Below are 13,162 nucleotides of genomic sequence, written 5' to 3'. Positions count from 1 at the left end.
CCTCATATCCAGGCCGAACAAGGAGTAGCCGTGTCGCTGCGCATGTCGTCGTTGTTTCTTCGCACCCTGCGGGACGACCCGGCAGACGCGGAAGTGCCGAGCCACAAGCTCCTGGTCCGCGCCGGTTACGTCCGGCGCGTGGCGCCCGGCATCTACTCGTGGCTGCCCCTCGGCAAGATGGTGCTGGAAAACGTCGCCAAGGTCGTCCGCGAGGAGATGAACCGGATGGGCGGCCAGGAGGTGCTGTTCCCCGCCCTGCTGCCGCGCGAATACTACGAGGCGACCGGCCGCTGGACCGAATACGGCGACACGATCTTCCGGCTCAAGGACCGCAAGGGCGCCGACTACCTGCTCGGTCCCACGCACGAGGAGCTCTTCGCCGACATGGTCAAGGGCGAATACTCCTCGTACAAGGACTATCCGGTCACGCTCTACCAGATCCAGACGAAGTATCGCGACGAGGCCAGGCCCCGCGCGGGCATCCTGCGCGGTCGCGAGTTCCTGATGAAGGACGCCTACTCCTTCGACCTCGACGACGAAGGGCTCAAGCACTCCTACGAGCAGCACCGCGAGACCTACATCCGGACGTTCGACCGGCTCGGCATCGATTACAAGATCGTGTTCGCCACGTCGGGCGCGATGGGCGGCTCGGCCTCCGAGGAGTTCCTGGCCCCCACGCCCACCGGCGAGGACACGTTCGTGGCCTGCCGCTCCTGCGGCTACGCGGCCAACGCCGAGGCCGTCACCACGACCGCGCCCCCGGCCCGCGCCCTCGACGGGCTGGAGCCGCAGCGCGTCCTCGACACCCCCGACACCCCGACCATCGAGTCGCTGGTGTCCTACGTCAACGAGCACCACGGCCTGTCGATCACCGCCGCCGAGACCCTGAAGAACGTTGTCGTCAAGGTCACCACGCCCGGCTCCGACAAGGTCGAGACGGTGATCGTCGGCGTGCCCGGCGACCGCGAGGTCGACTTCAAGCGCCTGGAGGCCGCGCTGGCCCCCGGCGAGCCCGCCATCTTCGAGGCCGAGGACTTCGCCAAGCACCCCGGCCTGATCCGCGGCTACATCGGCCCGCAGGTCCTGCGCGAGCTCGGCATCCGCTACCTTGTCGACCCCCGGGTGGTCACCGGCACCTCCTGGGTGACCGGCGCCAACGAGTGCGGCAAGCACGCCGCCCACGTGGTCGCGGGCCGTGACTTCGTCCCCGACGGCACCATCGAGGCCGCCGAGGTGCGCGCCGGAGACCCGTGCCCCCGCTGCGGCTCGCCGCTGTCCATCGACCGTGGCATCGAGATCGGGCACATCTTCCAGCTCGGCCGCAAATACGCCGACGCGGCCGGGCTCGACGCCCTGGGCCCCGACGGCAAGCCGATCCGCATCACGATGGGCTCCTACGGCATCGGCGTCTCGCGCGCCGTGGCGGTCATCGCCGAGCAGGCCCACGACGAGCTCGGGCTGGTGTGGCCGCGCGAGATCGCGCCCGCCGACGTGCACATCGTGGGCACGGGCAAGGACAACCAGATCGAGGCGGCCCTCCAACTGGCCGCCGAGCTGGAGTCCCGCGGGCTGCGCGTCCTCGTCGACGACCGGGCCGGGGTCTCGCCCGGCGTCAAGTTCAAGGACGCCGAACTGCTCGGCCTGCCCACGATCGTGGTCGTGGGCCGCGGGCTGGCTCAGGGTGTGGTCGAGCTCCGCGACCGGGCCACGGGCGCCAAGGAGGAGATCCCGCTCGACACGGCCGCCGACCGCGTGCTGGCCGCCTGCTCATAACGCGAACTGCTCATAACGCGCGGCACGGCTCCCCCTTCGTCCAAGGGGGAGCCGTGCGGCTTTGCCAGGGGGAGCCGTGCGGCGCGTCAGTCCATGGCCGCGGGGATGGAGATCCTGCCGCGCCGGCGGAGCACCACGGGCCCGATCAGGCAGGCGGCGGCGATCACCAGGATGGCCAGCGACACGGGCCGGGTGAAGAACACCGCCGGATCCCCCTCACTGAACGCCAGGGCCCGCCTGAACTGCACCTCCATCAGCGGCCCGAGCACCGCCCCGAGGATCAGCGGCGCCACCGGGTAGCCGGCCCGCCGCAGGACGAACCCCACCAGCCCGAACCCGTACGCCACCAGGATCTCGAACACGCTCTGCGAGGTGGCGTAGACGCCCAGCGTCGCGAACGTCAGGATCGCCGCCGTCAGCAGCGCGGCCGGCACGCTCAGCAGCTTCACCCACAGCCGGATCAGCGGCAGGTTCAACACCAGCAGCATCACGTTGCCGATGTAGAGGCTGGCGATCAGCGTCCACACGAGCACCGGTTGCTGGTCGAAGAGCTGCGGGCCTGGCTGCACGTTGTAGATCTGGAAGGCGATCAGCAGCATGCTGGCCGTGGCCGAGGTGGGGATGCCGAGCGTGAGCAGCGGCACCAGCACGCCGGAGAACGCCGCGTTGTTGGCCGCCTCGGGCCCCGCCACGCCCTCGATGGCGCCGTGGCCGAACTCCTCAGGGTCCTTGGCCAGCCGCTTCTCGACGTTGTAGCTGAGGAAGGTGGGCAGCTCGGCGCCGCCCGCGGGCAGCGAGCCGATCGGCAGGCCGAACGCGGTGCCCCGCAGCCACGGCCGCCAGGACCGGCGCCAGTCTTCGCGGGTCATGCCGATGCGCCCGGTCACCTTCACCGGCGGCTGCTCCCGCCGGTTCCGCTGGGCCGCGGTGGCGACCGCCTCGGCCACGGCGAACAGGCCGACGGCCAGCGCCACGACCGGCAGGCCCTCGTACAGGTCCGGTACGCCGAAGGCCAGGCGCGGCTGGCCGGTCATCTGGTCGATGCCCACCATGCCGATCGCCAGCCCGAGGAAGAGGCTGGACAGGCCGCGCACGATCGAGTCGCCCATGAGCGAGGTGACGGTGACGAAGGCGAGCACCATGATCGAGAAGTACTCGGCGGGCTGGATCGACTTGGCGATGGCCGACATCCCGGGCGCCAGGAACGTGATCACGACGGTGGAGATCGTGCCCGCCACGAACGAGCCGATGGCCGCCGTGGCCAGCGCGGCCCCGGCCCGGCCCTTCCGCGCCATCGGGTATCCCTCGAGCGTGGTGGGGATCGACGCCGTCTCGCCGGGGATGTTGAGCAGGATCGCGGTGGTGCTGCCGCCGTACATGCCGCCGTAGTAGATCCCGGCGAACATCACGAACGCGCCCACCGGATCGAACACCATCGTCAGGGGCAGCAGCAGCGCGATCGTCGTGGCCGGGCCGAGGCCCGGCAGCACGCCGACGAGCGTGCCGACGGTGACGCCGAGCAGGCCGAGCAGCAGATTCTGCAGGGTGAGCGCATGCGCGAAGCCGTCGAGCAGGTGGCCCAGTACGCTCATCTCAGATCGCCAATCTGATCAGGCCCGGAGGCAGCGTGATGCCCAGCACCCGGTCGAACAGCACATACGTGGCCAGCGCCAGCAGCAGGCCCACGACCATGTCGCGCACCAGCTTGCGGCTGCCGAGCACGCGGGCGACCGCGACGAAGAACAGCGTGGTGGCCTGCCAGTAGCCCACAGGCGCGAGCAGGACGGCGTACAGAGCCAGCGCGCCGATGAGGAGCAGCACGGGACGCCAGTGCACGCCCTCGTCCGCGCCCTCGTCCGCGCCCTCGCGGGTCACCGGATCGCGGAACGCCTGCACCACCCCGATCACGGCCACCACCGCCATGCCGATGCCGACCAGGAGCGGAAAGGCGCGGGGCCCGACGGCCTGGTAACCGCCCCCGTCGGGGATCATGAACGCCTGCGCCAGCACGACCAGCGCGACCGCCAGGAACCCCGCGGAGACGAGCCGGGTGCTCACTTGCCGAGTCCCAGCTCGCCGAGGAGTGTGGTGATCTGCCCGCGCTGCTCGGTGAGCACCTGCTTGAACGAGTCGCCAGGGGTCCAGGCGTCGACCCAGTTGTTCTGCTTGAGCACCTGCTGCCAGCACGTCGTCTGCCGCATCTTGTCGATCATCTTGACGACGTTTCGCTGCTGCTCGGCCGACAGCCCCGCAGGGGCGAGCACACCGGCCATCGTGGAGATGGCCTGATCCGACAGCCCCAGTTCCTTCAGCGTCGGCGCGTCGATGCCCTCGATCCGCTTGTCGCCGTCCACCGCGAGCGCCTTGAGCTCTCCGGCCTGGAGCTGCGCGCGAAGCTCGGCGACGGTGTCGATGCCCGCGGTGGCGGCCCCGCTGAGCAGCAGGTTCATCGACTCGCCGCCGCCCGCCGTGGGCACGTAGTTAACCTGCTTGGCGTCGATGCCCTGGCCCTTGGCCAGCCCCGCCACGGTCATCTGCCCGGGGCCGCCGAGCGAGCCGCCGGTCCACTTGACGCCGTGCGGGTCCTTCTTCATCGCGGCGAGCAGGGACTTCAGGTCCGCGTACGGCGCGGACTTCGGCACCACGATCGCGCTCGGCCCCCTGCTCAGCCCGGCGATCGGGGTGAGCGTGGTCAGGTCGACGGGCGAGTGGTTGTTGACGATGCCGCCGAGCATGGTCGCGCTGTCCATGACCATGAGCTGGTAGGGGTCGCCCTTGCTCTTGGCGAACTGGGCCAGCCCGATCGTGCCGCCCGCGCCGGGGACGTTGACGACCGTGGCCTTCGCGGTGGTGATCTCGCACTGACTGAGCGCGCCGGCGATGCCGCGGGCACGGGTGTCCCAGCCCCCGCCGGGGCTGCCCGGCGCCATGATCGTCAGAGGCTTGCTCGGGTATTCGGCGCCCGCCTCGGCGCTCTCGCCGACCGCGCAACCGGTGGCCAGTATCGTCAGGGCGGCCGCGGCAACAATGATCTTCATGAGGTCTCCCGGGGGGTGAGAATCGAGGTGAAGAAGTCCTTGACCGGCTCCAGCACGCTCATCGGCTGGTGCGCCACGCCGGGCACGACGTCGAACCTGACGTTGATGCCGTGCGCGGCGAAGTTGTCACGCAGCGCCGCCAGCCGCTCGACACGGGTGGTCCCGTAGGCGTCGGCGCCGTCCATCCAGTTGGCGTCGCCCTGGTTGTTGATCTCCCAGGTCTCGACGTCCTCGGCACCCACGACCATCTGTACCGGCACCGCCCCGAGCTCCTCGATCCTGGGCGCCTGGCCGAACTCCTCCTCGAACCCCTTGAGCCCGATCCACCACGGACTGTCCCAGTCGATGTACGATATCCGCCCTGGTGCGCCAATTGACACTCCGGCCAGCCGGTCCGGATGCAGGTAGGCGAACCGATGGGCGAACTGGCCGCCGCCGGAGAAGCCGTGCAGGAGGAACCGCCCGGTGTCGACGTTGAAGCGCTCGCCGACCTCCTCGACCATCGCCAGCAGCACATGATCGAAGCGGATGCCGCGGTAGTTGATGAACTTGAAGCCGTGCAGGTCGTTCGCGTCCTCGATGCCCGCGGGGAACAGCGGCGCCAGGACCAGGCAGCCCTGCCGCTCACCCCACTCGGCGAGGTTGTCGCGGTACTGCGGCCCGCGCCGTCCCGTCCCATGCTGCAGGACGGCGATCGGCACCGGCGGGCCGTCGGGCGAGTGGGCCGTCGGCACGTAGAGGCAGTAGGAGAAGCGCTGGTCGTACCGGGAGGCGAAGATGGTGGTGGACCCGCTGAAGTAGAACTCCCGGGGGTGCTTGACTCCGCCGCTTTCGTGTAGGGGTGCCTTGACCATGGCGCCACAGCCTGGACATATAACCAGTTTCGGACAAGGAGATTGCCGCCAACGCGGTAATGTGCAACGTGCCCGTCACGCTCCTCCTGTCCTCCACCGACCCGGCCTCGATCACCGTGGGCGTCTCCCCGCTGGCCGAGCTCTGCGCCTGCCTGCACGCGCTCGACGAGCCGGGACACCACCCCGCGGCGGCCCGCTGGGTGGCCAGGGTCCACACGGAGGCCGACGAGGACCTGCTGGCCAGGGCGACGGCGTGGGCACCCCTGTGGAGCGCCTTCCGGGCCCGCTACCTGCTGCCGCTGTCCGCCGGCCGGTCCAGGACGCTCGAAGACGAACTGGCCGAGATCGAGGCGCTGCCGATCGGCGACTTCACCGCCATGACCCTCCAGGCGCTCATCGGCAAGAACAGCGCCGGCGTCGGCGGCGACGTGCTCCAGCGCCTCAGACTGATCTCCTCCAGCCGGGTGGAGCTCGGCACCCGCGTGCGGGACGACCCGTGGGGCTTCAGGCGCGAGCTGACCGGCTTCCTGGCGGACTTCGCCGCCGCGGCCTTCGAGGCGCACTGGCCGGGCCTGCGGACGGCCCTGGCCGCCGAGGCCGCGGTGCGCGAACGGGCGATCGCGGTGCACGGCCCCATGGCACTGGCCGGCTTCCCCACCGCCACGGCCGTCGAGGGCGGCCGCAGGATCGTCCTGGACAAGCTCTACAACGCCACCGCCCACATCGGCGCCGACCGGCCCTGCCTGCTCGTCCCCAGCCTGTACGGCCGCCCGCACTTCGTGGTCAAGCACTACCCGGGCCACCCGGTGGTCATCCAGTACGGCGTGGGCACCTCCGCCGGGGTGTCACTGGAGACCGCCCGGCAACGGCTGGCCGTCCTGCAGCACCCGACCCGTCTCAAGCTCTGCTACGCCATCCTGCGCAACCCGGTGGCCACCTCGGAACTCGCCAACCAACTGGGCATGACCGCCCCTCAGGTCTCGAGACACCTACGCCACCTGCGGGAGGCGGCCCTGGTCCACGTGCACCGGCGCGGCTCGGTGGTCTACTACCAACTCGACGCCGAGGCGATCGAACGCCTGGGCACCGACCTGCTGACGGTGCTCTACCGGTAGGCGGCCCGCATCCGATTACTTCCGCTCCCCCGGAGGGGCTATCCCTCAGCCGGTGGGCCCCGACATGCCGGGGAAGGCCGTGGTGATCGCGGGGCGGAAGGAGTAGGAACGGGCCACCGACTCCTGCATGGCCAGCGCGGCGTACCGGCGCAGCGACGCGTCGTCCGACGCCACCAGCTCCAGGTAGGCGGCCGTGATGCCGGCCTCCACGTGGACCGCGAGCTGGATCGCCTGCGCCGCCGTCGACGGCACGATCGGCAGGGCGTAGCCCCCCTCGGACTCGGACGGCGTGCCGCCTCGGATGGTGATGGCGGTGCGCAACTGGTCGCGTCTGGCGCGATGGGCGTCGAACGCGTTCGTGACCCGTGTCCGCAGCGAGCCCGTGGTGCGCGCGCCGATCAGCCCGTACGCGAAGACGGCGGCGTGCTCGGCGGACAGCGCCTTGCGCAGCTTCTCCACATCGGCCGGTGTCACGCCGACCTCGGCAGGGCCAGGACGTGGGCGGCCTCGCAGGCGCCGATGGCGGCGATGAGCTGGGCCAGCTGCGGTGAGACACCGGCGAGCTGGCGGACGCGCAGCGCCGCCGACCGGCGCTCGGCCTCACGCAGCCGCGACAGTGACGTCTTGGGCACGGGAGCGGTCGCCGAGGCCGAGGGCGTCGTCGGGCCACCGGGCAGGCGCTTGCGCAGCGCGTCGAGGTGAGCTTGGTGGCGATCACGGAACGGGGTCAGCTTGGTCGCGCCGCCCGCGATCAGCGCGGAGTAGAGGGCGATCGTGTGTTGCTTGTCGGCGATCAGCTGCCGCAGTAGCGCCCGCTCAGGATCATCCGACGGGGTGGGCGACGGCTGGGGGGTGTCGGACGCGCCGCATCCCGACAGGGCCGCGGCGGCCGCTCCGCCCGCCAGCACGGCTCGCCGTGAGAGGGAACGCGGGCGCACGGGCAGGGACCTCCTGTAAACGGAACGCAGATAGCATCGTACGGTCTCGCGCTCGCTCCCCGTGTCAGGCGACGCTCGCCATTCGCACGTGCCGAGTGGCGCTCTCTTCGTGCCCTCGTACAGATAGGGTGTCAACTGTCGTAGCTGGCTGAGCGGCCAGGCGACTTGAGAGCCAGAGGCGAGGTCCGCCCGGCTGAGACATGACAATAGGGAGGTCGATATGGGCAGCGCATCACCCCGCGACCACCTGATGAAGCTCCTTGAGCCCGTCGTCGGCGCGGAGGGCCTCGATCTGGAGGACGTCACGGTCACCCAGGCCGGCAAGCGCCGGCTGCTGCGTGTGATCGTCGACCGCGACGGCGGCGTGAGCCTCGACGACGTGGCCGACGTCAGCCAGGTCGTCTCCGCGGCACTCGACGACGCCAACGCGATGGGCCAGTCGGCCTACACGCTGGAGGTCTCCTCACCGGGCGTCGACCGCCCGCTGACCGAGCCGCGTCACTGGCGGCGTGCGGCCAAGCGGCTGGTGAAGGCCGAGATGAGAGATGGTTCCGTGGTGGAGGGCCGCGTACGCTCCGCCGACGAGAGCGGCGTCGAGCTCGACGTCGACGGCGCCGGACGCCGATTCGACTATCAGGACCTGGCCCGTGGACGGGTGCAGGTGGAGTTCCGCCGGTTCGACGACGAAGACGTCGACGGCGACGAAGGCTAAGGGGAAAGCCTCGTGGACATCGACATGAGCGTCCTGCGCAGCCTGGAGCGGGAGAAGGACATCTCCTTCGACCTGGTCGTCAAGGCGATCGAAGACGCGTTGCTGATCGCCTACTTCCGGACCGAGGGTGCCGCGCCCAAGGCGCGCGCGGAGCTCGACAGGACGAGCGGGCACGTGACCATCTTCGCCGCCGAGATCGACGACGAGGGCGAGATCGTCAGAGAGTTCGACGATACGCCGGGCAACTTCAGCAGAATCGCGGCGACCACCGCCAAGCAGGTCATCCTGCAGCAGCTGCGCGACGCCGAGGACGAGATCAACTTCGGCGAGTTCGCCAGCCGTGAGGGCGAGCTGGTCTCCGGCGTGATCCAGCAGGGCAAGGACCCGCGCGTGGTGCTGGTCGACCTCGGCAAGATCGAGGCCGTCCTGCCGCACAACGAGCAGGTGCCCGGCGAGGACTACGTGCACGGCGAGCGCATCCGCGCCTACGTGGTGCAGGTGAAGAAGGGCCACAAGGGCCCCTCGGTCACGCTGTCGCGCACTCATCCCGGCCTGGTCAAGAAGCTCTTCGCGCTGGAGGTGCCGGAGATCGCCGACGGCACGGTGGAGATCGCCGCCGTGGCCCGGGAGGCCGGTCACCGCACCAAGATCGCGGTCAGGTCGCGCAGGCAGGGCGTCAACGCCAAGGGCGCGTGCATCGGCCCGATGGGCTCGCGCGTGCGCAACGTGATGACCGAGCTGCACGGCGAGAAGATCGACATCATCGACTGGTCCGAGGACCCCGGCGAGTTCGTGGGGAATGCCCTGTCGCCCGCCCGCGTTTCTCACGTTGAGGTCCTCGATCTCGAAGGCCGGGTCGCGCGGGTGACCGTGCCCGACTACCAGCTATCCCTGGCAATCGGCAAAGAGGGGCAGAACGCCCGGCTTGCCGCCAGGCTCACTGGATGGCGGATTGACATCCGGCCTGACACCCAGGCCGAGGATGCTGCCGGTTCCGTAGATGCGTCAACACGGTAAGCTGGAATATGGTGGCCACGCGGCTCCACAGCGCACCTGTGTGGGCTGCAGGGTCCGTACGGCTAAGTCCGACCTGCTCCGCTTGGTGCGGGTCGAGGATCGCGTGATCCCTGACCTGCGAGGACGGCTTCCTGGTCGAGGTGCGTCACTGCATCCGTCCGAGAAGTGTCTGGAGCTTGCCGAGCGTCGCCGAGCGTTTCCGCGCGCGTTCCGCGTGCCGGGGCCGCTTGACGTCTCGCGCGTGCGGGTGCACCTGGAGAAGGAGAACCAAGAAATGTCATGTAGGACGCCGAGTTGATGGGCGGAGTCAGATTGCTATGAGCGCCTGATGAGCACGCGGCGATGAAGATGTCAAGGTAGCGACGGTCCGGACGGCACAGCCAGCCTCCCGGGCCGAGTAAGGGAGTGCAGTGGCGAAGGTCCGGGTATACGAGCTCGCTAAGGAGTTCGGCGTAGAGAGCAAGGTCGTCATGGCCAAGCTCCAGGAGATGGGGGAGTTCGTCCGTTCGGCGTCCTCCACCATCGAGGCGCCGGTGGTCCGCAGGCTCACCGAAGCATTGGGCGCATCCAAGGGTGGGTCCTCGAGGGGCGGCGGTTCGTCGTCCAAGCCGCAGCCGCCAAGGGCTGCTCCCCGGCCGGCGGACAGCCTGGCCGGTAACGGCGCCGCGGAGGCGTCGGCCCCAACATCAACCCCGCGTCCGGGTCCGGCCCCCAGGCCTGGTCCGCGTCCGGGTCCGGCAAGTCCGGCAAGTCCTGCGGGCGGCGGTCAGCCGCGCCCGCCGGTGCCGATGCCGCACCAGCCGCAGCCTGAGCCCGAGCGTGCCGACACGTCCGGCGCTCCGCAGGCGCGTTTCGACAGCGGCACCCGTCCCGCGCCCGCTCCGGGCGCCCCCGCTCCGGGCCCGCGTCCCGGTCCCGCCGCCCGTCCGGGTCCCAAGCCCGGCCCCGCGGCGCGTTCCGGCGCGCCCTCCGGTGGCGGCGGCCCGGCGGCTCCGCGTTCCGACCGTGGTCCGTCCGACCGTGGTCCGTCTGATCGCGGCCCGTCCGACCGTGCCCCTTCCGGTGGCGGTCCTCGTCCGGGTCCCGGTCCCAAGCCGGGTCCGCGCGGTCCGCGTCCGGGCAACAACCCGTTCTCGTCCAACGCCAGCGGCATGGGCCAGTCCCGGCCGCCGCGTCCCGGTGCCAACCGCGACGGTGGCGGCAGCGGTCCCGGGCAGCGCGAGCGTCGTGACGGTCCGCCGCGCGACGGTGCGGCCCCGCGTCCGCCGCAGGGTCGTGGCGGCGACGGCAGGCCCGGTGCGGCCGGTCCGCGTCCTGGTCCGCCCGGTGCGGCCGGCCCGCGTCCCGGTCCCGGTGCGGGCGGTCCCCGTCCCGGCGGTCCGCGTCCCAACCCGATGATGATGCCTCAGGGTCGTCCCGCCGGTCCCGGTGGTGGCGGCGGCGGTGGCCGTCCCGGCGGTGGCGGCGGTCGTCCCGGCGGCGGTGGCGGCGGTGGCCGTCCCGGTGGCGGTGGCGGCGGCGGTCGTCCCGGCGGCGGCGGCGGTTTCGCCGGTCGTCCCGGTGGCGGCGGTGGCGCCGGTCGTCCGGGCACGAGCACCGGTGGTCCCGGTGGCGGCGGCGGTTTCGCCGGTCGTCCCGGTGGCGGCGGCCGTGGCCGCGGTGGCGGCACGGCGGGCGCGTTCGGGCGTCCCGGTGGCCGTCCCACGCGTGGCCGCAAGTCCAAGCGCCAGAGGCGCCAGGAGTTCGACAACATGTCGGCCCCGGCGATCGGCGGCGTGCAGGTCGCTCGCGGCAACGGCGCGACGATCCGCCTTCCGCGCGGTGCGTCGCTGTCCGACTTCGCCGACCGGATCGGTGCCAATCCCGCCGCGCTGGTGCAGATCATGCTGCACCTCGGCGAGATGGTGACCGCCACCCAGTCGGTCAACGAGGAGACGCTGCAGCTGCTCGGCTCCGAGCTCGACTACAACATCCAGGTCGTCAGCCCGGAGGAGGAGGACCGCGAGCTTCTCGAGGCCTTCGACATCGAGTTCGGCGAGGATGAGGGCGACGAGGCCGACCTGGCCGCGCGTCCGCCGGTCGTGACCGTCATGGGTCACGTCGACCACGGTAAGACCAAGCTGCTCGACGCCATCCGCAAGACCAACGTGGTGGCGCGCGAGGCGGGTGGCATCACCCAGCACATCGGCGCTTACCAGGTCGCCACCGAGCACGAGGGTCAAGAGCGCAAGGTCACCTTCATCGACACCCCGGGTCACGAGGCGTTCACCGCCATGCGTGCCCGTGGTGCCAAGGCGACCGACATCGCGGTGCTGGTGGTCGCGGCCGACGACGGCGTGAAGCCGCAGACGATCGAGGCGCTCAACCACGCCCAGGCGGCCGACGTGCCGATCGTGGTCGCGGTCAACAAGGTCGACAAGGAGGGCGCCGACCCCAACAAGGTCCGTGCCCAGCTCACCGAGTACGGCCTGGTGGCGGAGGAGTTCGGCGGCTCGACGCTGTTCGTCGACATCTCCGCCAAGAACGGGACCGGCATCGAGCAGCTGCTCGAGGCCATCCTGCTCACCGCGGACGCCGAGCTCGACCTGCGCGCCAACCCGGCGATGGACGCTCAGGGCATCGCGATCGAGGCTCACCTCGACAAGGGCCGTGGCCCTACCGCGACCGTCCTGGTCCAGCGCGGCACGCTGCGCGTCGGCGACTCCATCGTCTGTGGCGAGGCCTACGGCCGCGTCCGGGCGATGCTCGACGACAACGGCGACCTGGTCGAAGAGGCCACGCCGTCCCGTCCGGTCCTGGTGATGGGTCTGACGGCCGTGCCGGGCGCGGGTGACAACTTCATCGTCGTCACCGACGACCGGATGGCCCGGCAGATCGCCCAGCAGCGCGCGGCGCGCAAGCGCAGCGCCGACATGGCGAGGTCGAGCCGCCGCCTGACCCTTGAGGAGCTGTTCAGCAACCTCGAGAAGGGTCGCGTCGACGAGCTCAAGCTCATCATCAAGGGTGACGTGTCCGGTTCGGTGGAAGCCCTGGAAGACGCCCTGCTCAAGATCGATGTCGGCGACGAGGTCAGGCTCCGTGTCCTGCACCGCGCCGTCGGTGCGATCACCGAGTACGACGTCAACCTGGCCGTCGCCGACGACAACGCGGTCATCATCGGCTTCAACGTCCGGCCTGAGCCCCGGGCGCGCGACCTGGCCGAGCGCGAGGGCGTCGACATCCGCTACTACTCGGTCATCTACCAGGCGATCGAGGAAATCGAAGCGGCGCTCAAGGGCATGCTCAAGCCCGAGTTCGAAGAGGTCCAGATGGGCACCGCCGAAGTCCGCGAGGTCTTCAAGGTGCCGAAGATCGGCAACGTCGCCGGTTCGCTGGTCCGCTCCGGCACGATCGTGCGCAACAGCAAGGCCCGGATCATCCGCGATGGCGTCGTCGTCGCCGACAACCTCACCGTTTCGTCGCTGCGTCGCTTCAAGGACGACGCGACCGAAGTCCGCGATGGCTTCGAGTGTGGTATCGGGGTCGGCTACAGCGACATCCGGATCGACGACGTCATCGAGACGTTCGAGATGCGGGAGAAGCCGCGAGCGTAACACGCGGCCGGGGGGGGGGGGGGGGGGCGGGCGGGGGGCGGGGCGCCCCCCGCGACGCCCGCGGAGCCCACCCGCCGCGCCGGGGGGGGGGGCACAAAACACCACCCCGAGGTGGGGCAGAA

Annotated in this window: 12 protein-coding genes; 6 read left to right on the top strand and 6 right to left on the bottom strand. The window is 70.7% G+C overall.

Annotated elements, in window-relative coordinates:
• Positions 1-30 precede the first annotated feature (30 nt).
• The gene (locus AB0H88_RS42800) at positions 31-1,773 is read left to right on the top strand and encodes a proline--tRNA ligase (protein ID WP_357654432.1); all 1,743 of its coding nucleotides are present in this window, start codon (positions 31-33) and stop codon (positions 1,771-1,773) included.
• A gap of 86 nt (positions 1,774-1,859) precedes the next feature.
• On the opposite strand, the gene AB0H88_RS42795 is transcribed toward AB0H88_RS42800, so the two are convergent.
• From AB0H88_RS42795 to AB0H88_RS42780, 4 genes are read right to left on the bottom strand one after another with little or no spacing between them, the layout of a single operon-like run.
• Positions 1,860-3,365, bottom strand: coding sequence for a tripartite tricarboxylate transporter permease (locus AB0H88_RS42795; RefSeq protein WP_357654430.1), 1,506 nt, complete (start codon positions 3,363-3,365; stop codon positions 1,860-1,862).
• A 1-nt stretch (position 3,366) separates the two neighbouring features.
• Entirely contained in the window at positions 3,367-3,831 is a 465-nt protein-coding gene (locus AB0H88_RS42790; RefSeq protein ID WP_357654428.1) for a tripartite tricarboxylate transporter TctB family protein, read from the bottom strand.
• Complete coding sequence (locus tag AB0H88_RS42785) at positions 3,828-4,811, bottom strand: tripartite tricarboxylate transporter substrate binding protein (RefSeq protein ID WP_357654426.1); 984 nt, start codon at positions 4,809-4,811, stop codon at positions 3,828-3,830. Before AB0H88_RS42785 ends, AB0H88_RS42790 begins: the two co-directional genes overlap by 4 nt.
• Positions 4,808-5,665, bottom strand: coding sequence for a PHB depolymerase family esterase (locus AB0H88_RS42780; protein WP_357654424.1), 858 nt, complete (start codon positions 5,663-5,665; stop codon positions 4,808-4,810). The genes AB0H88_RS42785 and AB0H88_RS42780 overlap by 4 nt, the downstream gene beginning before the upstream one ends.
• A gap of 68 nt (positions 5,666-5,733) precedes the next feature.
• Between AB0H88_RS42780 and AB0H88_RS42775 the strand changes: the two genes are divergently transcribed.
• Positions 5,734-6,780 carry a DUF5937 family protein gene (locus AB0H88_RS42775; protein WP_357654423.1) on the top strand — a complete coding sequence of 349 codons (1,047 nt, stop codon included), beginning with the start codon at positions 5,734-5,736 and terminating at the stop codon, positions 6,778-6,780.
• Between the two features lie 45 nt (positions 6,781-6,825).
• Here the strand turns inward: AB0H88_RS42775 and AB0H88_RS42770 are convergent, their stop codons facing one another.
• Both AB0H88_RS42770 and AB0H88_RS42765 read right to left on the bottom strand, forming a co-directional pair.
• On the bottom strand, positions 6,826-7,254 hold the full coding sequence (locus AB0H88_RS42770) for a ferritin-like domain-containing protein (RefSeq protein WP_357654421.1): 429 nt from the start codon (positions 7,252-7,254) through the stop codon (positions 6,826-6,828).
• Positions 7,251-7,718: a hypothetical protein gene (locus AB0H88_RS42765; RefSeq protein ID WP_357654420.1), complete on the bottom strand. Its 468-nt coding sequence runs from the start codon at positions 7,716-7,718 to the stop codon at positions 7,251-7,253. Before AB0H88_RS42765 ends, AB0H88_RS42770 begins: the two co-directional genes overlap by 4 nt.
• 220 nt (positions 7,719-7,938) lie before the next feature.
• Between AB0H88_RS42765 and rimP the strand changes: the two genes are divergently transcribed.
• The 4 genes from rimP to infB all read left to right on the top strand — a co-directional run bounded on the left by rimP (position 7,939) and on the right by infB (position 13,040).
• On the top strand, positions 7,939-8,430 hold the full coding sequence (gene rimP, locus AB0H88_RS42760) for a ribosome maturation factor RimP (RefSeq protein ID WP_357654418.1): 492 nt from the start codon (positions 7,939-7,941) through the stop codon (positions 8,428-8,430).
• A 12-nt stretch (positions 8,431-8,442) separates the two neighbouring features.
• Positions 8,443-9,447, top strand: coding sequence for a transcription termination factor NusA (gene nusA, locus AB0H88_RS42755; RefSeq protein WP_357654416.1), 1,005 nt, complete (start codon positions 8,443-8,445; stop codon positions 9,445-9,447).
• On the top strand, positions 9,431-9,745 hold the full coding sequence (locus tag AB0H88_RS42750) for a YlxR family protein (protein ID WP_357654415.1): 315 nt from the start codon (positions 9,431-9,433) through the stop codon (positions 9,743-9,745). The genes nusA and AB0H88_RS42750 overlap by 17 nt, the downstream gene beginning before the upstream one ends.
• 112 nt (positions 9,746-9,857) lie before the next feature.
• Positions 9,858-13,040: a translation initiation factor IF-2 gene (gene infB, locus AB0H88_RS42745; RefSeq protein ID WP_357654414.1), complete on the top strand. Its 3,183-nt coding sequence runs from the start codon at positions 9,858-9,860 to the stop codon at positions 13,038-13,040.
• Positions 13,041-13,162: the final 122 nt, after the last annotated feature.

The sequence above is a fragment of the Nonomuraea sp. NPDC050680 genome, assembly GCF_040654555.1.
Taxonomy (GTDB): domain Bacteria; phylum Actinomycetota; class Actinomycetes; order Streptosporangiales; family Streptosporangiaceae; genus Nonomuraea.
This window is presented reverse-complemented; position numbering and strand designations above follow the sequence as displayed.